The organism is Massilia sp. DJPM01 (assembly GCF_030348125.1).
In the GTDB taxonomy this organism is placed as follows: Bacteria; Pseudomonadota; Gammaproteobacteria; order Burkholderiales; family Burkholderiaceae_D; genus Telluria_A; species Telluria_A frigida.
The window spans coordinates 1-26,077 of sequence record NZ_JAQOZV010000002.1 but is presented as its reverse complement, the minus strand read 5'-3'; the positions used below and the strand labels follow the sequence as shown (position 1 = coordinate 26,077).

Here is a 26,077-nt window from a genome sequence, read left to right as displayed (position 1 = left end):
GCCGTAATATACTCAGACCCAGCGTGCCGACGTACGTCGCGGAACTCTGCCCGCCACAGGCTGATCGGAAAAACAAGAGATGAACGAACTCGAGGGACTGACCGCGTTGATTGTCGAGCCGCATGCGGGCATGCGCGCGAGCATCCACAACATGCTGACCCTGTGCGGGCTGACCAGGATCGACCACGCCGGCAGTTCCAACGCCGCCATCAAGCACCTGGGTCTGAAAACCTTCGACGTGGTGCTCTGCGAGTACGACCTCGACGGCGGCCAGGATGGCCAGCAATTGCTGGAAGACTTGCGCCACCATAAGCTGATGACCATGTCGACCATGTTCATCATGGTCACCGCCGAAGGCAATTACAGCAAGGTGGTCAGCGCGGCCGAACTGGCGCCCACCGATTACATCCTCAAGCCGTTTACCGCCGACCTGCTGCTCGAACGCATCGGGCGCGCGCTCGAGAAACGCAATGTGTTCATGCCGGTCTATCAACTGATGGATTCGGGCCATCAGCGCGACGCCATCGAGGCTTGCGCCGAGGGCATGCGCCTGCACCCGCGCTATGCGGTCGATTTCCTGCGCCTGCGCGCCGAGCTGCACATGTTCCTGGGCGAGCCGGAGCTGGCCGAGCCGATCTACCAGCAATTGTTCGATGCCAAGGCGATCGCCTGGGCCCGGCTGGGACTGGCCAAGACCCTGTTCATGCGCGAGCGCTTCGAGGAAGCCAGGGACATCCTGACCTCGCTGGTCGATAGCAACAAGAAATTTGTCGACGCCTACGACTGGCTGGCGCGCACCCATGCCGCCGTGGGCGAGCTGGACCAGTCGCAAGCGGTCCTGAGCGACGCGGTGGCGGTCTCGCCGCATGCGGTGCGGCGCCTGCGCAAGCTGGGCGAGGTGGCGCTGGAAGCGGGCGACACCGACACGGCCGAAAAAGTGCTCAAGCAAGTGGTGAGCAAGGCCAAGTATTCGACCTTCCGCGATCCGGAAGACCACCTCAAGCTGGTCCAGACCCTGGTCAAGAAGGGCGACCCGGTGCAGGCGGCGGCCGTGATCCGCGACCTCGACAAGTCGCTGGGCGGGCAGAAGAACACGGCCGTCTGCAGCGCCATTTCCTCGGCCATGGTGCATGAGTACACCGGTAACGATGCGCGCCTGGAAGAGTCGCTCACGGCCGCGCTGGAAGCTTGCCGCATCACCAGCGGGCTGTCGCCCGAAGTCAAGATGGAGCTCGCCCGCAACTGTTTGCACAACAATATGGAGCAGGGCGCGGCCGAAGTCATGAGCGACGTGATGCGCAACGCCGCCAACGGCGCCGTCATGGCCAAGGCGATGGCGGTGTTCGAGCAGGCCGGGCGCACCGACCTGGCCCTGACGGTGGCGCACGAGAGCCGCCAGGCCGTGGTCGACCTGGTGGCGGCCGGCGCGGCCAAGGCCAACCAGGGCGACTACCGCGGTTCGGTCGAGCTGATGCTGGAAGCGGTCGGCAAGCTGCCGGACAATCCGCAAGTGGTGTTCAATGCCGCCGTCGCCGTGCTCAAGTGCCTGGAAAACGTCGGCTGGGACGAGCCGCTGGCCCGGGACGCGCTGGCGCTGATCGACAATGTGCGCCGGCTCGACCCCGTCAATCCCAAATTGCCGGCCTTGGCCGGCCTGCATCAGCAGATCCTGACCAAATACGACAAGGGCGCGCGCAGGAAAGCCGGCGCGCCCGCTTAAGCCTACCTCATGTCCAGCGCTTCTCCTCCTTCCGCTTCTCCTTCCCACGCCGATGGCGATACCCGGCGCGTGCGCGCCTCCCTGATCCACAAGGTGTGCGGCGACGAAGACATGTTCGCGCTGGGCGCCTCGGTGGCGCGCGTGGTCGAGATGGCGTCGTCCGACGACGAGGGCACGCACGACCTGGCCTATTACGTGCTGTCGGACGTGGCCCTGACCCAGCGCATCCTGCGCCTGTCGAACACGCCGACCTACCGCACCAAGTCGGGCACCACGGTGACCACCATCTCGCGCGCCATCTCGCTGCTCGGCTTCGACAATGTGCGCACCACGGCGCTGGCGATGCTGCTGGTCGATGCCCTGTCCAACAGCGCCCACGCCACCAGCGTGCGGATCGAGCTCGAAGCGGCCCTGTGCGCCAGCCTGGTGGGGCGCGAAATGGCGCGCCACAGCTTTTACCAGGGCGCCGAGGAAGCCTCGATCGGGGCGCTGTTCAAGAACCTGGGGCCGCTGCTGGTGGCCTCGCACGAGCACGACCGCTACCGCGAGATCAACGCGCTGGTCAAGGGCGGCACCCACAGCGTGGGCCAGGCCTCGCAAATGATCCTGGGAGCGAGCTACGACGCGCTGTCGCAGGCGGTGATGGCGGAGTGGAAGATTCCGGACGTGATCGTCCGCTCGCTCAGCCCGCTGCAGGCGGGGGCGCAGAAGGTGGCCATCAACCGTGGCGAGTGGATGCGCCAGGTGGCCTCGTTCTCGATGGAGGTCTCGCTCCTGCTGGGGCGCTCCGCCAGTCCGGCCGAGAGCAAGGAATTCCAGGCACTGCAGCTGCGCTACGGCGTGGCGCTGAACCTGACCGCCGACCAGATGAAGGCCTTGTTCGAGACGGTCCAGAATGAAATGACGACGCTGATGCGCAGCATGAACATGGAGCCGCAGCCGCGCGACGAGGAAACGGCGGACGGTGGCGGGCTGCCGAATGTGCTGCTGCTGGCCACCATGGACGCCGGCGGGGACGCGGCGGGCGGGTCCCATCCGAGCGGCAAGCCGCACAATGCGCGCGCGCTGCTGCTGGCCGGGGTGCAGGATGTGACGCAGATGCGCGCCGCGGGCGACGCCAAGGTCAACGATGTCATCCTGGCGGTGCTGGAAACCTTGTACAAGAGCATGGGATTCCGTTTCGCCACGGTCTGCCTGAAGGATGCGCGTAGCGGCCAGTACCGGGCGCGCCTGGCGTTTGGCGAAGACCATGCGCGGCGCCAGGCCGGCTTTGCCTTTCCCATGGGCGCGGCGCGCGACCTGTTTCACCTGGCCATGGAAAACGATGCCGACCTGATGATCGCGGACGCCACCAGCCAGAAGATCCGCGACCTGCTGCCGGGCTGGCACCGGGCCCTGCTGCCGGACGCCAAGAGCTTCATCGTGCTGCCGCTGGTGGTGAGCAAGGTGCAGGTGGGCCTGTTCTATGCCGACCGCGCCGAGCTCGCGCCGGAGGGCGTGCCGCCCGACGAAACGGCCCTGATCAAGGCCTTGAAAGGGCAGGTGCTGCTGGCGCTGGCGCCGTAGTAATCAAGCGTCAATACGCAAGCCTGGGTGCCGCTACGGTCGGAGGCTCCCCCCCCTCAAACCGCAAGACCGTCATTTCTGCCAATGGCAGGAATGACGGATCACAAGTTATCGGGGTCACTCCACAGGCATCCAAAAAAAGATTTCACATTTTTTCGTCCAGCCCTTGCACATCCCGACTTCTTCCCGTTACAATCACGCCCCGAAGCAAGACGTCAGTGAGATAGCAGAAAGCACCCTGCAAATATAATTGACAGCATGTTGATCTTGCTTCATACTCTGCGGTTCCTCGCGGAGGGGTGGCCGAGTGGTTAAAGGCGACAGACTGTAAATCTGTTCTCTATGAGTACGCTGGTTCGAATCCAGCCCCCTCCACCAAGTTGTTGCAGAAGATGTTGTAGTCGGTGAAGTAGTAACTCGCGGGTGTAGCTCAATGGTAGAGCAGAAGCCTTCCAAGCTTACGACGAGGGTTCGATTCCCTTCACCCGCTCCAGTGCTTCATGCAATGCGCGATCGGTGGCAGCAAGATCGCAAAATCGTAATACATAATCGCCCTTTTAGCTCAGTGGTAGAGCACTCCCTTGGTAAGGGAGAGGCCACGTGTTCAATCCACGTAAAGGGCACCAGAATTCAATGCTTCACGGCATACGCAACAGTCGCAGTATTCAATAGTTAGTCAGGCGCGTGCCTGGTCACACTCAAAATCGTTAGGAGTCTAAAATGGCAAAAGGTAAATTCGAACGGACCAAGCCGCACGTCAACGTCGGTACCATCGGACACGTTGATCACGGCAAGACCACCCTGACGGCAGCTATCGCAACCGTTCTGTCGAAGAAATTCGGCGGCGAAGCAAAAGCATACGACCAGATCGATGCAGCACCAGAAGAAAAAGCGCGCGGCATCACCATCAACACCGCTCACGTCGAGTACGAAACGGCTAACCGCCACTACGCTCACGTTGACTGCCCAGGCCACGCCGATTACATCAAGAACATGATCACCGGCGCAGCACAGATGGACGGCGCGATCCTGGTTTGCTCCGCAGCTGACGGCCCAATGCCACAGACCCGCGAGCACATCCTGCTGGCACGCCAGGTTGGCGTTCCTTACATCATCGTGTTCCTGAACAAGTGCGACCTGGTCGACGACGCAGAACTGCTGGAACTGGTTGAAATGGAAGTCCGTGAGCTCTTGTCGAAATACGAGTTCCCAGGCGACGACCTGCCAATCATCAAGGGTTCGGCACGTATGGCCCTCGAAGGCAATACCGGCGAAATGGGCGAAGTGGCGATCATGGCTTTGGCCGACGCACTCGACACCTACATCCCAACGCCAGAGCGCGCAATCGACGGCGCCTTCCTGATGCCTGTGGAAGACGTGTTCTCGATCTCGGGTCGCGGCACCGTTGTGACCGGCCGTATCGAGCGCGGTGTTGTTAAAGTTGGCGAAGAAATCGAAATCGTCGGCATCTCCGACACCGTCAAGACCACTTGCACCGGCGTGGAAATGTTCCGCAAGCTGCTGGACCAGGGTCAAGCTGGCGATAACGTCGGTCTGCTGCTGCGCGGCACCAAGCGTGAAGACGTACAGCGTGGTCAGGTTCTGGCCAAGCCGAACTCGATCAAGCCGCACAATCACTTCACCGGCGAGATCTATGTCCTGTCGAAAGACGAAGGCGGCCGTCACACCCCGTTCTTCAACAACTATCGTCCACAGTTCTACTTCCGTACGACGGACGTGACTGGTTCGATCGAGTTGCCAGCGGACAAAGAAATGGTTATGCCAGGCGATAACGTGTCGATCACCGTCAAGCTGATCAACCCGATCGCGATGGAAGAAGGCCTGCGTTTCGCCATCCGCGAAGGTGGCCGTACCGTTGGCGCAGGTGTTGTTGCAAAGATTCTCAGCGAAGTCGCTGGTAAGTAATTAGTTAGGGCGAGCCCGGACTCTCCGTCCGGCGCTCCGCCGAAATCAGCAGCTTGCCATCAGCGGCCGGACGATGGTATAATTGCTGATTCCACTGAAGTTTTACGTAGGGACGTAGCTCAATTGGCAGAGCGTCGGTCTCCAAAACCGAAGGTTGGGGGTTCGATGCCCTCCGTCCCTGCCACCGTTCTGGTGCAGGGCACCGAAAGTAAAAACGTATGTCTAATCAATCCGTGCAAACCGTCAGCACGTCGAACGACAAGTTGAAAGTCGCGCTGGCAGTGGTTGCCGCGATTGCAGGGGTGATCGGGTTCTTTTACCTGAAGGGCCAAAGTAAACCAGCTTGGATGTGCGGTGCCGCACTCGCGGCTGGTTTAGTTTTTGCCGTCCTGCTTTTGTGGACCTCTTCCAGTGGTCGTGATTTCTTGAATTTCGCCAAAGAGTCTGTGCGCGAGAGCAAGAAAGTCGTTTGGCCCGCTCCCAAAGAAGCTATGCAGATCACGGGTATCGTGTTTGCGTTTGTTACCGTCATGGCGCTGTTCCTGTGGGGCACGGACAAGATGCTTGAATTTTTGTTGTACGACGTGATCCTGGGTTGGAAATAACATGAGCGAAAATGTGCAAGATGATGCGGCCGGCGAACCAGCGGTTGACGCTCCGGCGGCCGACGCTTTGGTGCCGGGCGTAGACGCTCCGGCACAAGACGCTGGCGCAGCACTGAGCGTGCCAGTTAGCAATAAGCGCTGGTACGTTGTGCATGCTTATTCCGGCATGGAAAAAAGTGTCATGCGTGCACTGACCGAGCGCGTCGAGCGCGCTGGTATGCAAGATCAGTTCGGCCGCATCCTGGTGCCGGTCGAAGAAGTAGTTGAAGTCAAGAATGGCCAGAAGTCGGTCACCGAACGTCGTTTCTTCCCAGGCTATGTGCTGGTTGAAATGGAAATGACGGACGAAACCTGGCACTTGGTCAAGAACACCAGCAAGGTCACCGGCTTTATTGGCGGTAAGTCGAACAAGCCGACGCCGATTCCCGCGCGCGAAATCGACAAGATCATGCAGCAGATGCAAGAAGGCATCGAGAAGCCACGCCCGAAAGTGCTGTACGAAGTGGGCGAGCAAGTGCGTATCAAGGATGGTCCGTTCACCGACTTCAACGGCAACGTCGAAGAAGTCAATTACGAGAAATCCAAAGTGCGCGTCTCGGTTACCATCTTCGGTCGTGCAACGCCAGTCGAACTCGAGTTCGGCCAGGTCGAAAAAGTCTAATCCGTCGCTCCCGCCTTCGCGGGGGCGACGAGCGCCTAATCGGAGCGCCGCGGTCGTTTAGCGAAATCCGGTAAGAGGAGCCCTGCCATGATTGTACCGGCGGGGCGCTACTACTCAATCCAAGATAGGAGCCATCATGGCAAAGAAAATCATTGGTTTTATCAAGCTGCAAGTGCCAGCTGGTAAAGCAAACCCATCCCCACCGATCGGCCCAGCACTGGGTCAGCGCGGCCTGAACATCATGGAATTCTGCAAGGCGTTCAACGCCCAGACCCAGGGTCAAGAGCCAGGTATGCCAATTCCCGTCGTGATCACGGCGTTCGCGGACAAGTCCTTCACTTTCGTGATGAAGACCCCTCCAGCGACTTACCTGATCAAGAAATTCGCCGGCATCACCAAAGGTTCGCCAACGCCACATACCACCAAGGTAGGCAAGCTGACCCGCGCTCAAGCTGAAGAAATCGCTAAAATCAAACAGCCGGATCTGACCGCTGCCGACATGGATGCCGCAGTGCGCATCATCGCCGGTTCCGCTCGTTCGATCGGCATCACGGTGGAGGGTCTGTAATGGCTAAGCTGTCCAAACGCGTTAAAGCAATCAAAGCCAAAGTCGACCGTAACAAGTCCTACGGCTTCGACAATGCAGTCGCTCTGGTGAAAGAATTCGCCACCGCCAAGTTCAACGAATCGATCGACGTATCGGTTCAGCTGGGCGTGGATCCCAAGAAGTCGGATCAAGTCGTGCGCGGCTCCGTCGTTCTGCCAGCAGGCACCGGCAAGACCGTTCGCGTTGCAGTATTTGCAACCGGCGAAAAAGCCGAGCAGGCAAAAGCTGCCGGCGCCGACATCGTTGGTATGGAAGACCTGGCTGAGATGGTTAAAGCCGGCAACATGCCTTTCGATATCGTCATCGCTTCGCCAGATACCATGCGTATCGTTGGTACCCTGGGCCAGATCCTGGGACCACGCGGCCTGATGCCTAACCCGAAAGTCGGCACTGTTACTCCTGACGTCGCTACCGCCGTGAAAAACGCGAAAGCCGGCCAGGTTCAGTACCGTACCGACAAGGCAGGTATCATCCACGCAACGATCGGCCGTAAATCGTTCGCTGACGCTGACCTGAAAGCCAACCTGGTTGCGCTGATCGATGCACTGAACAAGGCTAAGCCAGCCTCGTCGAAAGGTGTTTACCTGCGCAAGGTAGCCCTGTCGTCGACCATGGGCGCCGGCGTTCGCGTCGACCAGGGTTCCCTGGCTGCTTAAGTTTCGGCTTCAAGTACAAAATTAAGTCCACGGTGCAAACCGTGGCGACTCTTTGGGATGTCCGGGCGCAAGCCCGGGCAGACAATCAAAGACCGTTGGGCTGAAGGCAGCAGGCAGGCTGGAGGTTAATAGATCACCCAACGCAGATGGTGCACCCGAGCAAGTTTTGTTAGTCCCGCTGCGTGAATTCATCCGCTCAGTTGTACTTCTAAACGTCGGACGCCGTTGTTCGAACCGATGCAAGGCATTTGCCGCGCATCATTTTAGGAGGTTGACCGTGGGTCTCAATCTGAATGACAAAAAGGCCGTCGTCGCCGAAGTTTCCGCAAAAGTAGCAACTGCGCAAACCATCGTCGTGGCCGAATATCGTGGCATCCAGGTTGGTCACTTGACGCAACTTCGTGCCAAAGCGCGTACCCAGGGTGTGTACCTGCGTGTTCTGAAGAACACGCTGGCTCGCAAATCCGTTGAAGGTACGCAGTTTGCTAACCTGGCCGACTCGATGGTCGGTCCGCTGATCTACTCGATCTCGGATGATGCCGTTGCTGCAGCTAAAGTCATCGCTGACTTTGCTAAAACCAACGACAAACTGGTTATTACCGCAGGTAACTACGCAGGCAAGCAGCTGGATAAAGCAGCTGTTGTCGCGTTGGCAAGCATTCCTAGCCGTGAAGTCCTCATCTCCCAGATCCTGGGTCTGATGCTGACGCCGGTGTCGAGCTTTGCACGTGGTCTGGCTGCCCTGGCAGCGAAAAAAGGCGAAGGCGCCGCTCCTGCAGAAGAAACTGCAGCAGCAGAAGAAGCCCCAGCAGCAGCGTAATCGTCCGCGATTACTTGCGCTTTTTTTAGTCAATACCAATCTATACAACGTATTAGAGGACATCGCTGCAAAGCGGCTCTGTCCTCCACAAAATAAATGGAGTTTCAAATGGCAATCAGCAAAGACGACATCCTGGCAGCAGTTGGCGAAATGTCCGTAATGGACCTGAACGACCTGGTCAAGGCATTCGAAGAAAAATTCGGCGTATCGGCAGCTGCTGTTGCTAGCGGCCCGGCAGTTGGCGGTCCAGCAGTTGCTGTTGAAGAGCAGACCGAATTCAACCTGATCCTGGCTGATTTCGGCGCGAACAAAGTTGGCGTTATTAAAGCAGTTCGCGAAATCACCGGCCTGGGCTTGAAAGAAGCTAAAGACCTGGTCGATGGCGCACCAAAAACGGTTAAAGAAGCGATCTCGAAAGCTGACGCTGAAGCCGGCAAGAAAAAGCTGGAAGAAGCTGGCGCGAAAGCCGAAATCAAGTAATAGCAACAAAGCCTTATTTGGCGTTCAGTTCTGCGCCGGAGTCAAAGCTTGCGGTCCTCTCCCGAAAGGGGGAGGATGCGGCTTTGGCTCTTTTGTCGTCCCTGTCGTATAAGTAATGCTTAAGCAGTACCCGGTAGCATTCGTATTATCTTCTTATCACCTGGCAAAAAGTTCGAGACTTGAGGCCTTTCTAGTGCGCGCCCGGCCCTGGAAATTCCTGAATTCTCATCCTTTCTGTCACTCACGGAGTGTCCATGCACTACTCATTTACTGAGAAGAAACGCATTCGCAAGTCATTCGCGAAGCGCGCCAACGTTCACAACGTTCCCTTCCTTCTGGCTACACAGCTTGAATCCTACGAGAATTTCTTGCAAGCGGATACCATCCCGTCGACCCGCAAGAACGACGGCCTGCAGTCGGCTTTCACCTCGATTTTCCCTATCGTGTCGCACAATGGTTTTGCGCGTCTCGAATTCCTGTCGTATGTCCTGGGTGACCCGGCCTTCGACGTCAAGGAATGCCAACAGCGTGGCCTGACGTTCGCGTCGCCGCTGCGCGCCAAGGTGCGTCTGGTGATTCTGGATAAAGAATCGCCGACCAAGCCTGTGGTTAAGGAAATGAAAGAGCAAGAAGTTTACATGGGCGAATTGCCGCTCATGACGACCACCGGCTCGTTCGTCATCAACGGTACCGAGCGCGTGATCGTCTCGCAGCTGCACCGTTCGCCTGGCGTGTTCTTCGAACACGACCGCGGCAAGACCCACTCGTCGGGCAAGCTGTTGTTCTCGGCACGGATCATTCCTTACCGCGGCTCGTGGCTGGACTTCGAGTTCGATCCGAAGGACATCCTGTTCTTCCGCGTCGACCGCCGCCGCAAGATGCCTGTGACGATCCTGCTGAAGGCCATCGGGATGTCGCACGAACAGATCCTGGCGAACTTCTTCGTATTCGATAATTTCAACCTGCGCTCCGAAGGCGCCGAGATGGAATTCGTCGCCGAACGCCTGCGTGGCGAAGTCGCGCGTTTCGATATCGTGGACAAATCCGGTAAAGCACTGGTGCTGAAAGACAAGCGTATCAACGCCAAGCACGTGCGCGATATCGAAGCAGCCGGCATCAAGCACATTTCCGTGCCTGAAGACTACCTGCTCGGCCGTGTGCTGGCCAAGAACATCGTCGACGCCGACACCGGCGAAGTGGTCGCCTCGGCCAACGACGAGTTGACCGAAGACGTGCTCGGCCGCCTGCGCGAAGCCCACATCAGCGAAATCCAGACCCTGTACACGAATGACCTCGACCAGGGTGGCTACATCTCGCAAACCCTGCGTATCGACGACACCGCCGACCAGATGGCTGCGAAAGTGGCGATCTACCGCATGATGCGTCCAGGCGAGCCGCCAACCGAAGATTCGGTCGAAGCGCTGTTCAACGGCCTGTTCTACAGCCCTGAGCGCTACGACCTGTCGGCCGTCGGCCGCATGAAGTTCAACCGCCGCATCGGCCGCGATGAACTGACCGGCATGATGACCCTGTCGAACGACGACGTGCTGGCTGTGATCAAGATCCTGGTGGAACTGCGCAATGGCCGCGGCGAAGTCGACGATATCGATCACCTGGGTAACCGTCGCGTACGTTGCGTCGGCGAACTGGCGGAGAATCAATTCCGTGCCGGCCTGGTGCGCGTCGAGCGCGCCGTCAAGGAACGCCTCGGCCAGGCCGAAGCGGACAACCTGATGCCGCACGACCTGATCAACTCGAAGCCGATTTCGGCCGCGATTCGCGAGTTCTTCGGTTCGTCCCAGCTGTCGCAGTTCATGGACCAGACCAACCCGCTGTCGGAAATCACCCACAAGCGCCGCGTTTCCGCGCTCGGACCTGGTGGTCTGACCCGCGAACGCGCCGGCTTCGAAGTGCGCGACGTGCACCCGACCCACTATGGCCGCGTGTGCCCGATCGAAACGCCAGAGGGCCCGAACATTGGTCTGATCAACTCGCTGGCGCTGTTTGCCCGCCTGAACGAATACGGCTTCCTCGAGACGCCGTACCGCAAGGTCGAAAACAGCATGGTCACCGACAAGATCGACTATCTGTCCGCGATCGAAGAAGGCCGCTACATCATCGCCCAGGCGAATGCGACCATCTCGTCCGAAGGCACCTTGTCGGATGAACTGGTGTCCGCACGTGAAGCCGGCGAAACGATCCTGGTCTCGCCAGAGCGCATCCAGTACATGGACGTGGCTCCTGGCCAGATCGTCTCGGTCGCCGCCTCGCTGATTCCGTTCCTCGAACACGATGATGCGAACCGCGCATTGATGGGTGCCAACATGCAGCGCCAGGCCGTTCCTTGCCTGCGCCCTGAAAAAGCCTTCGTCGGTACCGGTATCGAACGCACCGTGGCAGTCGACTCCGGCACCACCGTGCAAGCGCTGCGTGGCGGCGTGGTCGATTACATCGATGCAGGCCGTGTGGTGATTCGCGTCAACGACGACGAAGCACTGGCGGGCGAAGTCGGTGTGGACATCTACAACCTGATCAAGTACACCCGTTCCAACCAGAACACCAACATCAACCAGCGTCCGATCGTGCAAGTCGGCGACCGTGTCGCCAAGCGCGACGTGATCGCCGATGGCGCCTCGACCGACCTGGGCGAACTGGCTCTGGGTCAGAATATGCTGGTGGCATTTATGCCATGGAACGGTCTGAACTTCGAGGATTCGATCCTGATCTCGGAAAACGTCGTGAAAGACGACCGCTACACCTCGATTCACATCGAAGAGTTGTCGGTAGTTGCACGCGATACCAAGCTGGGCGCTGAAGAAATTACGCGCGACATCTCGAACCTGGCGGAAAACCAGCTGGCTCGTCTGGATGAGTCCGGCATCGTCTACATCGGTGCTGAAGTGCAAGCGGGCGACACCCTGGTCGGTAAAGTGACGCCAAAAGGCGAAACCCAGCTGACCCCGGAAGAGAAGCTGCTGCGCGCGATTTTCGGCGAAAAGGCGTCGGACGTCAAAGACACCTCGCTGCGCGTGCCTTCGGGCATGGTCGGTACCGTGATCGACGTCCAAGTGTTTACCCGTGAAGGTATCGTCCGCGACAAGCGCGCCCAGCAGATCATCGATGATGAGCTGAAGCGTTTCCGCCTCGACCTGAACGACCAGATGCGTATTGTGGAAGGCGATGCCTTCCAGCGTCTGGAAAAAATGCTGATTGGCAAAGTAGTCAATGGCGGCCCTAAAAAGCTGGCCAAGGGCGTGAAGATCACCAAAGAGTACCTCGACGACCTCGACAAGTACCACTGGTTCGATATCCGTCCAGCTGACGACGATGCCGCCACCGCCCTCGAAGCGATCAAGGAATCGATCGCCGAGAAGCGTCACCAGTTCGACCTGGCCTTCGAAGAGAAGCGCAAGAAGTTGACCCAGGGTGATGAGCTGCAACCTGGCGTGCAAAAGATGGTCAAGGTCTACCTGGCCGTCAAGCGCCGCCTGCAGTCGGGCGACAAGATGGCCGGCCGTCACGGTAACAAGGGTGTGGTTTCCCGTATCGTGCCAGTCGAAGACATGCCGTACATGGCGGACGGTACCCCGGCCGACATCGTGCTGAACCCGCTGGGCGTGCCGTCACGGATGAACGTCGGTCAGATTCTGGAAACCCACTTGGGTTGGGCAGCCAAGGGCCTGGGCCTGCGCATCGGCGAAATGCTGAAAGCGCAAGCCAAGGTCCAGGACATGCGCAAGTTCCTGAACCTGATCTACAACGAAACCGGCAAGACGGAAGACCTGGACAACTTCAGCGACGACGAGATCATGACCTTGTCGCAAAACCTGAAGAACGGCGTGCCATTCGCGACGCCCGTGTTCGACGGTGCGCACGAGACGGAAATCCATCGCATGCTGGACCTGGCGTATCCTGACCATATCGCGACCAAACTCGGCATGACACCGTCGAAGAACCAGGTCACGATGTACGACGGCCGCACCGGCGAAGCGTTCGAGCGCAAGGTAACTGTTGGCTACATGCACGTACTGAAGCTGCACCACTTGGTCGACGACAAGATGCACGCGCGTTCGACCGGTCCTTACTCGCTGGTGACGCAGCAGCCACTGGGCGGTAAAGCCCAGTTCGGTGGCCAGCGTTTCGGTGAGATGGAAGTCTGGGCACTGGAAGCATACGGCGCATCGTATGTGCTGCAAGAAATGCTGACCGTCAAGTCGGATGACGTGAACGGCCGTACCAAAGTGTACGAAAACCTGGTCAAAGGCGACCATGTGATCGACGCGGGTATGCCGGAATCGTTCAACGTGCTGGTGAAAGAGATTCGTTCGCTGGGTATCGATATCGACCTGGAACGTAACTAAGACCGCCGGCGCCCGTCGTCCCCGCCAGCGCCCGTCATCCCCGGCCCTTGGTCCGGGGGCGACGGCAGAAGTTGCAACATAGAAATTCAATCACCTGGAGTGATACATGAAAGCACTGCTCGATCTATTCAAGCAAGTTCAGCAAAACGAAACGTTCGACGCGATCAAGATTGGTCTGGCGTCGCCTGAAAAAATCCGTTCGTGGTCCTACGGCGAAGTAAAAAAGCCGGAAACCATCAACTACCGTACCTTCAAGCCAGAACGCGACGGTCTGTTCTGCGCCAAAATTTTTGGTCCTATCAAGGACTACGAGTGCCTGTGCGGTAAGTACAAGCGCTTGAAACACCGCGGTGTGATCTGCGAAAAGTGCGGCGTCGAAGTCACGCTGGCCAAGGTGCGCCGTGAGCGCATGGGCCACATCGAGCTCGCTTCGCCAACCGCGCACATCTGGTTCCTGAAGTCCTTGCCGTCGCGTCTGGGCATGGTCCTGGACATGACCTTGCGCGATATCGAACGCGTTCTGTACTTCGAAGCATATGTGGTCACCGATCCCGGCATGACCCCGCTGAAGAAGTGCCAGATCATGTCGGAAGACGACTACGCCGCCAAGTACGAAGAGTACGGCGACGACTTCACCGCCTTCATGGGCGCCGAAGGTATCCGTGAACTGCTGCGCTCGATCGACATCCACCGCGATGCCGAAGCCCTGCGCGTGGAACTGAAGGAATCGAAGTCCGAAGCGAAGATCAAGAAATACGCCAAGCGCCTCAAGGTGCTCGAGGCATTCCAGCGTTCGGGCATCAAGCCGGACTGGATGATCATGGAAGTGCTGCCAGTGCTGCCGCCGGAACTGCGTCCGCTGGTACCGCTGGACGGCGGCCGCTTTGCGACCTCCGACCTGAACGACCTGTATCGCCGCGTCATCAACCGTAATAACCGCCTGAAGCGCCTGATGGAATTGCGCGCTCCGGAAATCATTACGCGTAACGAAAAGCGCATGCTGCAAGAAGCGGTCGATTCGCTGCTGGATAACGGCCGTCGCGGCAAAGCGATGACCGGCGCCAACAAGCGTCCGCTGAAGTCGCTGGCTGAAATGATCAAGGGTAAAGGCGGCCGTTTCCGTCAGAACTTGCTGGGCAAGCGCGTCGACTATTCGGGCCGTTCGGTCATCGTGGTCGGTCCCCAGCTCAAACTGCACCAGTGCGGCTTGCCGAAACTGATGGCCCTGGAACTGTTCAAGCCATTCATTTTCAACAAGCTCGAACTGATGGGTCTGGCAACGACGATCAAGGCCGCCAAAAAGCTGGTCGAGATTCAAGAGCCGGTGGTGTGGGACATCCTGGAAGACGTGATCCGCGAACATCCGGTCATGCTCAACCGCGCACCGACGCTGCACCGCCTGGGTATCCAGGCGTTCGAGCCAGTCCTGATTGAAGGCAAGGCCATCCAGCTGCACCCACTCGTCTGCGCCGCGTTCAACGCCGACTTCGACGGTGACCAGATGGCGGTCCACGTCCCACTGTCGATCGAAGCGCAGATGGAAGCGCGTACGCTGATGCTGGCGTCGAACAACATCCTGTTCCCGTCGAACGGCGAACCGTCGATCGTGCCGTCCCAGGATATCGTGCTCGGTCTGTACTACGCGACGCGTGAAGCGATCAACGCCAAGAACGAAGGTATGCTGTTTACCGACGTCTCGGAAGTGATCCGCGCCTACGACAACAAGGAAGTCGAACTGACGACCCGCATTACCGTGCGTATCGTCGAGAACCCGAAGGATGTCGAGACCGACGAATTCGTGCGCACCGTCACGCGCTACGAAACCACGGTCGGCCGCGCGATCCTGTCCGAAATCCTGCCGAAGGGCTTGCCGTTCTCCGTACTGAACCGCGCCCTGAAGAAGAAAGAGATTTCGAAGCTGATCAACACGTCGTTCCGCAAGTGCGGCCTGCGTGCCACGGTCGTGTTCGCCGACAAGCTGATGCAGTCCGGTTTCCGTCTCGCGACGCGCGCCGGTATTTCGATCTGCGTCGACGACATGCTGGTACCACCACAAAAAGTCACCCTGATTTCCGCTGCAGAGCAGGAAGTCAAACAGATCGAGCAGCAGTACGCTTCCGGTCTGGTCACCGCGGGCGAGCGTTACAACAAGGTGGTCGACATCTGGGGCAAGACCTCGGACGAAGTCGGCAAGGCCATGATGGACCAGCTCAAAGTAGAAGATGTCATCAAGCGCGACGGAACGAAATCAACGCAGGAATCGTTCAACGCGATTTACATGATGGCCGACTCCGGCGCGCGCGGTTCGGCAGCCCAGATTCGCCAGTTGGCTGGTATGCGAGGCCTGATGGCCAAGCCGGATGGTTCGATTATCGAAACGCCGATTACCGCGAACTTCCGCGAAGGCCTGAACGTGTTGCAGTACTTCATTTCGACCCACGGCGCTCGTAAAGGTCTGGCCGATACGGCACTGAAAACGGCGAACTCGGGTTACCTGACCCGCCGTCTGGTCGACGTGACCCAGGATCTGGTTGTGATCGAGGACGATTGCGGCACCACCAACGGCGCGCTGATGAAGGCGATGGTCGAAGGCGGTGAAGTCATCGAGCCGCTGCGCGACCGTATCCTCGGCCGTGTCAACGTGCATGACGTCGTCAATCCTGAAACCCAGGAAACCTTGTACGAAGCCGGTTCCCTGCTCGACGAAGACATGGTCGAAGAAATCGAACGCCTGTCGATCGACGAAGTCAAGGTGCGCACGCCGCTCACTTGCGAAACGCGCTTCGGCCTGTGCGCCAAGTGCTATGGCCGCGACCTGGGCCGCGGCATGATGGTCAACGCCGGCGAAGCGGTCGGTGTTGTCGCTGCGCAGTCGATTGGTGAGCCGGGTACCCAGCTGACCATGCGTACCTTCCACATTGGTGGTGCGGCATCGCGTGCGGCAGTGGCCTCGTCGGTGGAAGCGAAGTCGAACGGTACCATCCGTTTCACCGCGACCATGCGTTACGTTACCAATGGCAAGGGCGCCCAGATCGTCATTTCCCGTTCCGGCGAAGTGCTGATCACGGACGACCACGGCCGTGAGCGCGAGCGTCATAAAGTGCCGTACGGCGCGACCCTGATCGTCAAGGATGGCATGGTCATCAAGGCCGGTACGGCCCTGGCAACCTGGGATCCGCTGACCCGTCCGATCATTACCGAGTACGCCGGTACCGTCCGCTTCGAGAACGTCGAAGAAGGCGTCACCGTTGCACGTCAGGTTGATGATGTGACCGGTCTGGCAACCCTGGTGGCGATCGATGCGAAACGTCGCGGTTCGCTGACCAAAACGCTGCGTCCGCAAGTGAAACTGCTCAACGACGTCAACGAAGAAGTCAAGATTGCCGGTACCGAACACTCGGTGGCGATCGGCTTCCAGGTCGGCGCGCTGATCATGGTCAAGGACGGTCAATCGGTATCGGTCGGCGAAGTGCTGGCACGTATCCCGACCGAATCGCAAAAAACGCGCGACATTACCGGTGGTCTGCCACGGGTTGCCGAGCTGTTCGAAGCGCGTTCGCCGAAAGACGCCGGCATGCTGGCGGAAGTCACGGGTACGGTTGCGTTTGGTAAAGAAACCAAGGGCAAGCAGCGTCTGGAAATCACGGACATGGACTGCAACAAGCACGAGTTCCTGATCACCAAGGACAAGCAAGTGCTGGTACACGACGGCCAGGTAGTGAACAAGGGCGAGATGATCGTGGACGGCCCGGCCGATCCGCAAGACATCCTGCGTCTGCTGGGTATCGAAGCGCTGGCGCGTTACATCGTTGACGAAGTGCAGGACGTGTACCGTCTGCAAGGCGTGAAGATTAACGACAAGCACATCGAAGTGATCGTGCGCCAGATGCTGCGCCGCGTGCAGATCGTGGAAGCGGGCGATGCGAACTACATCGTTGGCGAACAGGTCGAGCGTTCGGAGCTGCTGGACGAAAACGATCGCGTGATCGCCGCTGGCAAGATCCCTGCGACCTACGAAAACGTGTTGCTGGGTATTACCAAGGCATCGCTGTCGACCGATTCGTTCATCTCGGCCGCATCGTTCCAGGAAACCACCCGCGTGCTGACCGAAGCGGCGATCATGGGCAAGCGCGATTCGCTGCGCGGCCTGAAAGAGAACGTCATCGTCGGCCGCCTGATTCCTGGCGGTACCGGTCTGGCCTTCCACCGCGCCAAGAAAGAGAAAGAGGCGTGGGAAGTGGAAGAGCGCAAGGCGCTGTTGGATGCTGAAAAAGCCAACATGGCGACCGAGCTGCAAGCCATGGAAGACAACACGGCGGCACAGCACAGCGACGAAGCGTAATCTAGCTTAGACGCACATGAAAACGGCACCGAGGAGCGATCCCGGTGCCGTTTTTTTTATGATCCTCATCTCGTGGTTACACAGAACGCGGCGTAAAAAATTGGCAGGCATAATCGACCTATCAGCGCGGCACAGTTGCTACAATGACACTTGAAGCCCGTCGTGTTTTTCGATCATGGCTGCATTCAAAGGATCCTCTCGTGTATGAACTCGCACAGCATCAACAGCAACGCAAGCTCGTCTCAATTTATCGCAGCGGCATCGATGCGCTTTCCATAGAGGCATTTGTCCTCGGGGTTTCGGACGAACTTGTGCTGCTCCAGTTCGTCTACGACTTCCATCTTGATGGATTGATGATCCTGAGAATCGCCGACTTGACCGCCGTCGAATGTTCCGAGACATGCAAGTTCCAACGTGAATTGCTTGTGCAAGAAGGGTTGATGAAACAAGTGCCGTTCGATACCGTCTTTGACCTGCACAACTGGCATACCCTTCTCCCGCAGTTGGCGGCCACCTATCCGCTGATGATTCTTGAATGCGAAAAACTGGAGGAGCCGGACTTCGTTATTGGCCGGGTGGACCAGGTCACGCCCGAAGAAGTTGATTTTGATTACTTTTCCGGAAGCGGCCGTTGGGGCGAATCCCTGACAACGCTGGCGTTGGCGGACATTACCTCATGCCAGGTCGAGACGAACTACATCAAGGCATATCAACGATATTTTGAGCGCACTGCGAGCTTGCCAGAAGCTTAACGGAGACGAAAACGGCACCGAGGAGAAATCCCGATGCCGTTTTTTTTATGCCAATAGCACCTTTCTCTGGACGACTCCATTGCGCCATATCAAACCCGATGCGCATTTCAGTTGGCCTGCACGCGCGCCATTTGACCCGGTTCTTGCACGCGCTCATACTGGTTCGATCGTTTTTCGTCAACGTCAAAGCGAGGTGCGAGCGCATGCACCTGAACAGCTCGACCGCTTCGACCTTATCAGGAGAAATACCTTGAGAGAATCAAATTTCACCACATTGAACACGGCGGATGCGCCGACGCGCCAGGAAGGTTTTGCCGAGCTGGAAAAGGTGGAGGGTCTCCTGCACAGACTTAGGAATAACGCCCATGAAAACGTTAAGACTAAGTAGGAGTGCAGCGAAATTTTGGGAAAGCCTGGATGCAAAACAGTACAGGCAAGTCGGCAAGGCCATGACAACGCTTATGGAAAATTCTCGTCCTCAAGACAGTCTGTTGCTCAAGGCATCAAACCATACCGAACGACGCGTCGATGCAGGCGAGTACCGGATCAACTACACAGACAGCAATGACGAGGTAGCGGTACTCGTCATAGGCAAGCGTAATGGGAGTGAGGTCTACAAGCGGGTGCGGCAAAAGTAGCGGAAATGTCCAGCATGATGGAACGTGCCAGCGTCATTCGCTAACCATCGCGCAGCTTCCGGCTCTTGCATTCGGCACCATTGACCTTTCCTCGCGCTCGCGCTCGCGCTCGCGGACATCGGCGTTGGCGCCGGCATCCGGCCGCCCCAGCGCATCTTCGACAGCTTGCAGCCCCAGGTCTTCCGCGAGCCGGCAGGCGTGCATGCCTGCGGCCAGGCGCTCATCCTTGCGTGCGAAATCGTTGAAGCGCAGACGGTCGTGCTTGCCGAAATAAGCAAACCGGATCACCGGACGCCTGGCCATCCAGGCAATCAGCGGCCAGTCGAAGCCGGCGAAGGCTTTCTCCACGCCGGGTACGACGATATGTTCCTGTTCCCAATCGATAAGGGCGTCGAACAGCGCTTCGCGCTTGTGGCGGGGATACTCGGTACCGGCCTCGCAGGAAGCATGGCATTCGACCATCAGGTCGGTGAAACGGTCCCCGATCACGGAGCGGATGAAGGCGCTGCCGCCATGCCGTCGGGTGTAGTAGAAAATGGCATACGATTCGGCGCAGACCTGGCGGTTGATGCTGCGAAATTGGTCCAGAAACCCGGTAAACGCGGCAAGCTTTTGCGCGCGCATGCCGGGAATGCACAGCCACGGCAGCGAGGCGATGCGCGCCCCCAGCGTTCCCAGTTTGAAATAGCCCGACGCCCACAAGGTGCCGTGCGCGGCGATCAAGGCGAACGTCAGGCGCTTGCCGGAGTCCCGATACACACGCTGATACAGCCTGACGCGCCGCTGCAAATCGTGCGCCTGGCCCGCCAGCGCATAGCCTTCGCTCCTGAAATTCTCGTATGCCGCTGCTGTCATCGTATCCTCGCCTGCTGAAAAGTCTGCCGTACTCATCTATATGCAAGCGCCGTGCCACTTCCGCCAATTTCCCAAGTGACTGATTTTTAAAGGATTAGCGGCTGCGGCCGCGCCACCCCTGTCAACCTTGTGTACAGCAAATGCCCTGTGGCTATCAACGACGCTTACATCTGATGGGTTGATGATTTCCGCCTTGACGCTTCGCAAGGTTTAGTTGACACTTTAAAAATATTTTCAGAATAAAAACGAGCTGTCTTGATCTGCCAGACCGGCTCAACTTCGACATGGAACGCGCATGAAAGCACTACACCGTATCGGCCTGCTGCTCGCCCTCGCTGGCGGCAGCGCCAACGCGACCGACTTCACCTACGGCGACTGGGCCGTCGCTTGCGACAACACGCGCCGCTGCGAAGCCGTCGGCTACCAGCGCGATGGCGAGGAACCCGCCGCCCTCTACCTGCGGCGTGAGGCCGGTCCCGGCCAACCCGTACAACTCACGCTGATGCTCGACACCGGACGCGGCAACGTGCCCGACCAGGTTACGCTCACGGTCGGCCAGGTGGCCGTGCGCGATGTCGTTCCCGAGCAGGACATCGACGAGGAACAGGCCGCCGGCCTGATCGCCGCGCTGCTCAAGGGCGAACGCGCCGAGATCGAAGCCGGTAGCCGGCGCTGGAGCGTGTCGCTCAACGGCGCCAGCGCCGCCTTGCTCAAGATGGATGACCTGCAGGGGCGGGTGGGCACGCCCGGCGCCCTGGTGCGCAAAGGAACGAAAAAGGAAGCCTCCGTCTTGCCGGCGCTGCCAGTGCCGCTCCTGCGCGCCATGCCGCCGGCCCGCGCGCGCCCGGGCGACACGCGCCTGCTCGCGGCGATCAGCAAGTCCATCGCCAAGCGCGAATGCGGTGGATTGTCCGGGGACGAAGACGAAGACGAAGACGAAGACGAGCGCGAGAAGGAGCGTAGCCTGAGTCGTTTGTCCGGCAACAAGGTGCTGCTGCTCATCGAGTGCGGGCATGGCAGCTATCAATCCTCGTCCGAGGCCTGGATCGCCAACGACAAGCCGCCTTTTGCCGCAGAGCCCGCCATCTTGCCCCTAGCTGGCAAGCCCAACGACAATTCCGTGGTCAACGCCTATTTCGACAAGGGCGAGTTGAGCAGCTACGACAAGTGGCGGGCGACCAACGAATGCGGCTCGTCCATGAAATGGCTGTGGACCGGCAAGGGCTTTGCCTTGCTGTCCTGGGAAACAGCCGCCCAGTGCCGTGGCTTCCCCGAGGGAATTGCCTTGCGCAAATGGATTGCCGAGCGCGCAAGCAAGTAAGCGCTTCCTTGAATAGTTGTTAATTTTCTACAGCGGGATGTAAAGCCTTTACAGGCCCGCTTCAACACGTCGAAAATGGCTTTCCAAAAAGCACAATGAATCGCAGTGTGCTTGGCCAGTATATTCGGGAGACATTGTCAGTGGCAGCAAAGCGCATGATTTACAAGGTCCTGGGCGTGGTGGTCGGGGTGGTGTTCGTCGGTGCCGGCATCAAGGACAGGACCCATATGTCGCACTTGCAGTCGGTCGGAAAAATTGCCGTGGTTGATCCCATTGAAGGCTACAGCGTACGCAAGTCGCGCGGTTACAGCACCTACACGGCGGAGTTTCGCTTCACTGCGCAAAACGGTGTCAAGATCGTGAAAAAACAGCGTTTTCCGGAGGCGCTGGCCGCCGACTTCGACGCCAGGCAGCCCGTCAATGTGCTCTATGATCCGAACAATCCGCACGACTTCATTTTCGAGCGCGAGCGTGAGCGTACGTCATGGATGATGGTACTGGGCGGGCTGGGCCTGGCGGTGGCCGTGTTTCTGCTGGCCTGATTGTCGCCGCGTGTCCGCATCGCGGGGCCATCCTGCCTGCTGCTGTCTTCCGATCTGTTTCCGCCGTTAACGCGGCACCGTGTGTCGCCACCCTGGCGCGACACGCACTGACCCAGGAGCCCGATATGAAACGTGTCACCGGTATTGGCGGTGTGTTCTTCAAATCCCCCGACCCGCAGCGGCTGGCCGAATGGTATCGGGTGCATCTTGGCTTCGCGGTCGAGGAATGGGGCGGCGTCGCCTTCCAGTGGGCTGGCCCGGACAACCCGGCCGGCACGGGCACCACGGTGTGGAGCCTGTTCCAGCACGACACGAAGCACTTTGCGCCGAGTTCCGCGTCCTTCATGATCAATTATCGGGTCGACGACCTGCACGCCTTGCTGGCCGTACTGCGCGCCGAAGGCTGCACGGTGGAAGACAAGGTCGACGAATCGGAGTACGGCAAGTTCGGATGGGTGATTGACCCGGACGGCAACAAGATCGAATTATGGCAAGCGCCGGATGGCCGATGAATTCCAGTCCGACAGCCTGATGGCCAGCGCGGCATCGCGCGCACGGCGCGGCGCCCAAGGCGGCGTCCGATGGCGCGCCGGTCAGCCGGGCCTGCACCAATCCGCCGCCAAGGCCCTGAACCAGCCCGCCGGGCTTATCTTCATTTTTACCGCAGCACTTTACTGAATCGTTACCATGCCTCGTTATGCCCGCTTCGCGCACTATCTCCTGATCGCCGTCTTTGCGTACGCGGCCGTGCGCTCGGTACAGCGCTACCTTGGTGACCCATCGAGTTTCTACGTGGAACTGATGCTCTTGCTATGGCTCTGCGCCGGCATGGTCGGGATGTACCGGCGCGTCGCCTGGGGACGCTTTTTCGCCTCCTGTTTCAGCGTGGCGATTGCTTTCGTCAGCCCGCTCACGCTCATCGCCTTCGATGGCCCGCTGCCGCAGGGATCGGTCCTGTCCGCGATGCTCAACGTCTCGACCGTGCTGACCTGGTTTTATATCGTGATCACGGCGACGCTGGTTCTCATGCCCGCCGTGCTGATCGGCATACGGCGCGACTGGTTCCGCTACGCATGGTGGTAGGCCTAGAGGAATCATGATGTCCACACCAGAAAAATTGATTTTCCTTCCCGGCGCCGGCGGCAACCCGGCGTTCTGGCAGCCGGCCTCCGCCGCGCTGGCGCATCCGGCATCGCGCTGCCTGCTCGGCTGGCCCGGCTTTGGCGTGGTGCCCGCCGATCCCGGCATCGTCGGCATGGACGGCCTGGTGGCCATGGTGCTCGGCCAGATCGACCGCCCGTGCGCGCTGATCGCCCAGTCGATGGGGGGCGTGGTAGCCATCCAGGCTGCGCTCAAGCGCCCGGACCTGGTCACCCATCTGGTGCTGGCCGTGACCTCGGGCGGCGTCGACATGGCCGACCTGCACGCCGAGGATTGGCGCGCCGCCTTCCTTGCAGCCAACCCAGCCGTGCCGCGCTGGCTGAGCGATTACCGGGGCGACCTGAGCACCGCCATCAAGACGCTGCGCATGCCCAGCTTGCTGCTGTGGGGCGACGCCGATCCGATCAGTCCGGTGGCGGTCGGCGCCCGCCTGCAGGGCTTGCTTCCGGACAGCCGTCTGCACGTCATCGCCGGCGGCGGCCACGATCTGGCCAACCGATTCGCCGGCACCATCGCGCCCCTGATCGATGCCCATCTGGCATCGGCGGCCTGAGCGCAGTCCCGCGTCGATTGGTACGGCAGTATTTTTGCCACGCAATGCTTGAATCAGTGCGAAATAGCCAATTCGACAACGACCGATGAATGCGCCGCAGTGCGGCCAGTTCACCTCCATGCGCCATTTCTTTTTTCTCGCCAGCTTCCTTTTCCTCCTGCTCGGCAGTGTGCCGGCATGGGCCGCGCACATCACCGTGTTCAAGGCGAAACGCATTCTGGAATACAAGGCCGACGGCGTGACTCGCACCTTCAAGATCGGCCTGGGCGCCTCGCCAACCGGACGCAAGCTGCGCCAGGGCGACCGCAAGACGCCCGAAGGAAGCTACCTGATCACGCACAAGAATCCGCAGAGCCAGTTTTACCTGTCGCTCGGCATCAGCTACCCCAATCTCGACGACGCCGCCCTGGCCGTCAAGTCGGGCATCATCACGCCCGGCCAGCACGCAGCCATGGCGGAGGCCATCAAGCAAGGACGCGTGCCATCCCAGCACACGCCCATGGGCGGCGAAATTTTCATCCACGGCAAAGGCGCCGGCAGCGACTGGACCTGGGGCTGCATCGCCCTCGACGACAAGCAGATGCGCGTGCTGTACGACCTCGTGCGCCCAGGCGACAAGGTCAGCATTCTCCCTTAGCCCTGTTTCAGCTGATCGATGAACCAGCGGCCGGCGCGGCCCGGCGGATTGTCCGCCAGGTGGATCGCATGCATGGAAAACCCGGGCCCGGCCGTCGCGAAGATGTCAAGCTGAATCGGCACCAGCGCGCCGCTGCGGATATCGGCCTCGACCATGTGCAGCGGCATGTGCCCCCATCCCAGTCCGGCGCGCAGGAACGCATGCTTCGCGCCCAGGTCCGCCAGGCGCCACACGCGCGTCGACACCACCCCGAAATTGCGCCCCGCGGTCAGCGATGAGCGGTCCGTCAACACCAGCTGGATATGTTCGGCTGCGGCAGAACGCGGCACCATGCCTTGCAGCGCCGCCAGCGGATGGGTTGGCGCGACGACCGTCACCGCCGCCACGCTCAGCAAGAACTCGGACGCGCAGCCGGCCGGAATCTCCGGCAGCGAGCCGATCACCGCGACCCGGCAATTCCCGTCCAGCAAAGGCTGCAACACCGCGCCCAGCGCTTCCACGTACAGCCGCAAGGGCGTCGAGGGAAATGCATGGTGAAAGGCTTGCACGGCCGCAGTCAGGTTGGCAATCGGATACATCACATCGACCGCCACGGCCAGCTCCGGTTCCAGTCCCTCCGCCAGGCTGCGCGCCTTGGCCTTGAACTCATCCATGCTCTGCGCGGCCGCGCGCGCCAGCTCCAGCATCGCCCGGCCAGCCTCGGTCAGCTGGGGATAGCGGCCGGTGCGCTCGAACAGCGCAAACCCCACCTGTAACTCCAGGTTCGCCAGCGTGGTGCTTACCACCGACTGCGCACGGCGCAGCTTGCGGCCAGCCGCCGAAAAACTCCCCTCGTCCGCAGCGGCAATAAAAGTGCGCAGCTGGTCGATCGACATCCCGTCAAGCATATATCTACTCCTTGGATACTATCAATCTAATTATATAGGCTTCTCCGATGCATCGAGGCGGCCTAAGATTCTACTCATGCATTAACAACCCGGAAGAATGGAGTACCTCATGAACATGAATCAAGCGCAACTCAAGCAAACCGCAGCAGCCGGGCGTCAACTGGCGCTGCGTTCCGCAGGCCACACCCGGGGCGGCATCAACCGTCTGGTCAGCCCCGGCGACATCGGCCAACTGATCAAACCGTTCGTCTTCCTCGACCTGTTCCAGCTCGGCGCCAACGGCAGCAACATGGGCATGCACCCGCATTCGGGCATCGCCACCGTCACCGTGGTACTCGATGGCGCCGTCGCATACAAGGAAACGACCGGCCATCAAGGCATCTTGCCGGCCGGTGGCGTGGAGTGGATGAGCGCCGGCGGCGGCGTCTGGCACGATGGTGGTGCGGTCCCCGGCCAGCGGGTCGAAGGCTTCCAGCTTTGGCTGGCACTGCCGGAAGAAGATGAAAACGGCCCTGCGCAAAGCCAGTATCTGGCGCCGGATGAAGTACAGAGCCATGGTCCGGCCCGCGTCATCATCGGCAAGTATGGCAATGCAAGCAGCGCGATTCGTCCGCGCGCGTCGATCAACTATCTGCATGTGACGCTGGCGGACGGCGAAAAATGGACTTACACGCCACCTGCCGGCCATGACGTGGCCTGGGTCTCGGTCGCCAGCGGCGCCCTGCAAACGGCGCGCACGGTGGTCAAGCGCGAAGTGGCGGTCTTTGAAGAAGGCGAGGGCGCCATCGATGTTGTCGCCCAGGGTGCAACGCAGTTCGTGCTCGGCTCCGCCCCCAAGCATCCGCACGAGCTGGTGACTGGTTACTACTCGGTGCACACCAGCGCGGCTGCGCTGGCCAAGGGCGAAAAGGAAATCGAGCGCATCGGCACCCAGCTGCGCGCGGCGAAACTGATGTAAGCGCTGTACCGGACCACCATATTATTTAT

The 26,077-nt window shown here is 59.7% G+C and carries 24 protein-coding genes and 4 tRNA genes; 26 read left to right on the top strand and 2 right to left on the bottom strand.

The window, feature by feature from the left end:
• Nucleotides 1-79: 79 nt before the first annotated feature.
• From PO883_RS01495 to PO883_RS01410, 18 genes are all read left to right on the top strand, one after another.
• The gene (locus PO883_RS01495; protein ID WP_289308187.1) at nucleotides 80-1,720 is read left to right on the top strand and encodes a tetratricopeptide repeat-containing response regulator; all 1,641 of its coding nucleotides are present in this window, start codon (nucleotides 80-82) and stop codon (nucleotides 1,718-1,720) included.
• A gap of 9 nt (nucleotides 1,721-1,729) precedes the next feature.
• Nucleotides 1,730-3,286 carry an HDOD domain-containing protein gene (locus tag PO883_RS01490; RefSeq protein WP_289308186.1) on the top strand — a complete coding sequence of 519 codons (1,557 nt, stop codon included), beginning with the start codon at nucleotides 1,730-1,732 and terminating at the stop codon, nucleotides 3,284-3,286.
• Between the two features lie 293 nt (nucleotides 3,287-3,579).
• Nucleotides 3,580-3,664: transfer RNA gene (locus PO883_RS01485), tRNA-Tyr, on the top strand.
• Nucleotides 3,665-3,705: 41 nt separating this feature from the next.
• Nucleotides 3,706-3,779, top strand: a tRNA-Gly gene (locus PO883_RS01480).
• 58 nt (nucleotides 3,780-3,837) lie between these two features.
• Nucleotides 3,838-3,912, top strand: a tRNA-Thr gene (locus PO883_RS01475).
• 94 nt (nucleotides 3,913-4,006) lie between these two features.
• Entirely contained in the window at nucleotides 4,007-5,212 is a 1,206-nt protein-coding gene (tuf, locus tag PO883_RS01470) for an elongation factor Tu (RefSeq protein WP_054265742.1), read from the top strand.
• A 108-nt stretch (nucleotides 5,213-5,320) separates the two neighbouring features.
• A tRNA-Trp gene (locus PO883_RS01465) sits at nucleotides 5,321-5,396 on the top strand.
• 34 nt (nucleotides 5,397-5,430) lie between these two features.
• Entirely contained in the window at nucleotides 5,431-5,817 is a 387-nt protein-coding gene (gene secE / locus PO883_RS01460) for a preprotein translocase subunit SecE (protein WP_289308185.1), read from the top strand.
• 1 nt (nucleotide 5,818) lies between these two features.
• On the top strand, nucleotides 5,819-6,478 hold the full coding sequence (gene nusG / locus PO883_RS01455) for a transcription termination/antitermination protein NusG (RefSeq protein ID WP_289308184.1): 660 nt from the start codon (nucleotides 5,819-5,821) through the stop codon (nucleotides 6,476-6,478).
• 136 nt (nucleotides 6,479-6,614) lie between these two features.
• Nucleotides 6,615-7,046, top strand: a complete 432-nt coding sequence (gene rplK, locus PO883_RS01450; protein ID WP_054265745.1) for a 50S ribosomal protein L11 — start codon at nucleotides 6,615-6,617, stop codon at nucleotides 7,044-7,046.
• Nucleotides 7,046-7,741, top strand: coding sequence for a 50S ribosomal protein L1 (gene rplA / locus PO883_RS01445; protein WP_054265746.1), 696 nt, complete (start codon nucleotides 7,046-7,048; stop codon nucleotides 7,739-7,741). The genes rplK and rplA overlap by 1 nt, the downstream gene beginning before the upstream one ends.
• 277 nt (nucleotides 7,742-8,018) lie before the next feature.
• The gene (gene rplJ, locus PO883_RS01440) at nucleotides 8,019-8,561 is read left to right on the top strand and encodes a 50S ribosomal protein L10 (RefSeq protein WP_166880643.1); all 543 of its coding nucleotides are present in this window, start codon (nucleotides 8,019-8,021) and stop codon (nucleotides 8,559-8,561) included.
• A gap of 108 nt (nucleotides 8,562-8,669) precedes the next feature.
• On the top strand, nucleotides 8,670-9,041 hold the full coding sequence (rplL, locus tag PO883_RS01435) for a 50S ribosomal protein L7/L12 (protein WP_289308183.1): 372 nt from the start codon (nucleotides 8,670-8,672) through the stop codon (nucleotides 9,039-9,041).
• Nucleotides 9,042-9,295: 254 nt separating this feature from the next.
• Complete coding sequence (gene rpoB, locus PO883_RS01430; RefSeq protein WP_289308182.1) at nucleotides 9,296-13,402, top strand: DNA-directed RNA polymerase subunit beta; 4,107 nt, start codon at nucleotides 9,296-9,298, stop codon at nucleotides 13,400-13,402.
• A gap of 106 nt (nucleotides 13,403-13,508) precedes the next feature.
• Nucleotides 13,509-17,744: a DNA-directed RNA polymerase subunit beta' gene (gene rpoC, locus PO883_RS01425; protein ID WP_289308181.1), complete on the top strand. Its 4,236-nt coding sequence runs from the start codon at nucleotides 13,509-13,511 to the stop codon at nucleotides 17,742-17,744.
• 200 nt (nucleotides 17,745-17,944) lie between these two features.
• Complete coding sequence (locus PO883_RS01420) at nucleotides 17,945-18,496, top strand: hypothetical protein (RefSeq protein WP_289308180.1); 552 nt, start codon at nucleotides 17,945-17,947, stop codon at nucleotides 18,494-18,496.
• The gene (locus PO883_RS01415; RefSeq protein ID WP_289308179.1) at nucleotides 18,465-18,884 is read left to right on the top strand and encodes a hypothetical protein; all 420 of its coding nucleotides are present in this window, start codon (nucleotides 18,465-18,467) and stop codon (nucleotides 18,882-18,884) included. The genes PO883_RS01420 and PO883_RS01415 overlap by 32 nt, the downstream gene beginning before the upstream one ends.
• Nucleotides 18,862-19,134, top strand: a complete 273-nt coding sequence (locus PO883_RS01410; RefSeq protein ID WP_289308178.1) for a type II toxin-antitoxin system RelE/ParE family toxin — start codon at nucleotides 18,862-18,864, stop codon at nucleotides 19,132-19,134. The genes PO883_RS01415 and PO883_RS01410 overlap by 23 nt, the downstream gene beginning before the upstream one ends.
• A 33-nt stretch (nucleotides 19,135-19,167) precedes the next feature.
• Here the strand turns inward: PO883_RS01410 and PO883_RS01405 are convergent, their stop codons facing one another.
• Nucleotides 19,168-19,989 carry a hypothetical protein gene (locus PO883_RS01405; protein ID WP_289308177.1) on the bottom strand — a complete coding sequence of 274 codons (822 nt, stop codon included), beginning with the start codon at nucleotides 19,987-19,989 and terminating at the stop codon, nucleotides 19,168-19,170.
• Between the two features lie 295 nt (nucleotides 19,990-20,284).
• On the opposite strand from PO883_RS01405, the gene PO883_RS01400 reads away from it, so the two are divergent.
• From PO883_RS01400 to PO883_RS01370, 7 genes are all read left to right on the top strand, one after another.
• Complete coding sequence (locus PO883_RS01400) at nucleotides 20,285-21,310, top strand: DUF1176 domain-containing protein (RefSeq protein ID WP_289308176.1); 1,026 nt, start codon at nucleotides 20,285-20,287, stop codon at nucleotides 21,308-21,310.
• 155 nt (nucleotides 21,311-21,465) lie between these two features.
• Entirely contained in the window at nucleotides 21,466-21,852 is a 387-nt protein-coding gene (locus PO883_RS01395; RefSeq protein WP_289308175.1) for a DUF3592 domain-containing protein, read from the top strand.
• A gap of 125 nt (nucleotides 21,853-21,977) precedes the next feature.
• Nucleotides 21,978-22,364: a VOC family protein gene (locus tag PO883_RS01390; RefSeq protein ID WP_289308174.1), complete on the top strand. Its 387-nt coding sequence runs from the start codon at nucleotides 21,978-21,980 to the stop codon at nucleotides 22,362-22,364.
• The gene (locus PO883_RS01385) at nucleotides 22,354-22,530 is read left to right on the top strand and encodes a hypothetical protein (protein WP_289308173.1); all 177 of its coding nucleotides are present in this window, start codon (nucleotides 22,354-22,356) and stop codon (nucleotides 22,528-22,530) included. The genes PO883_RS01390 and PO883_RS01385 overlap by 11 nt, the downstream gene beginning before the upstream one ends.
• A gap of 9 nt (nucleotides 22,531-22,539) precedes the next feature.
• Nucleotides 22,540-22,935, top strand: coding sequence for a hypothetical protein (locus PO883_RS01380; RefSeq protein WP_167084065.1), 396 nt, complete (start codon nucleotides 22,540-22,542; stop codon nucleotides 22,933-22,935).
• A 16-nt stretch (nucleotides 22,936-22,951) separates the two neighbouring features.
• The gene (locus tag PO883_RS01375) at nucleotides 22,952-23,566 is read left to right on the top strand and encodes an alpha/beta fold hydrolase (RefSeq protein WP_289308386.1); all 615 of its coding nucleotides are present in this window, start codon (nucleotides 22,952-22,954) and stop codon (nucleotides 23,564-23,566) included.
• An 85-nt stretch (nucleotides 23,567-23,651) separates the two neighbouring features.
• The gene (locus PO883_RS01370; protein WP_289308172.1) at nucleotides 23,652-24,203 is read left to right on the top strand and encodes a murein L,D-transpeptidase family protein; all 552 of its coding nucleotides are present in this window, start codon (nucleotides 23,652-23,654) and stop codon (nucleotides 24,201-24,203) included.
• Here the strand turns inward: PO883_RS01370 and PO883_RS01365 are convergent.
• Complete coding sequence (locus PO883_RS01365) at nucleotides 24,200-25,090, bottom strand: LysR family transcriptional regulator (protein ID WP_289308171.1); 891 nt, start codon at nucleotides 25,088-25,090, stop codon at nucleotides 24,200-24,202. The two genes, PO883_RS01370 and PO883_RS01365, sit on opposite strands and share 4 nt — an antisense overlap.
• Before the next feature lie 109 nt (nucleotides 25,091-25,199).
• Between PO883_RS01365 and PO883_RS01360 the strand changes: the two genes are divergently transcribed.
• Nucleotides 25,200-26,048: a pirin family protein gene (locus PO883_RS01360; RefSeq protein WP_289308170.1), complete on the top strand. Its 849-nt coding sequence runs from the start codon at nucleotides 25,200-25,202 to the stop codon at nucleotides 26,046-26,048.
• Nucleotides 26,049-26,077: the final 29 nt, after the last annotated feature.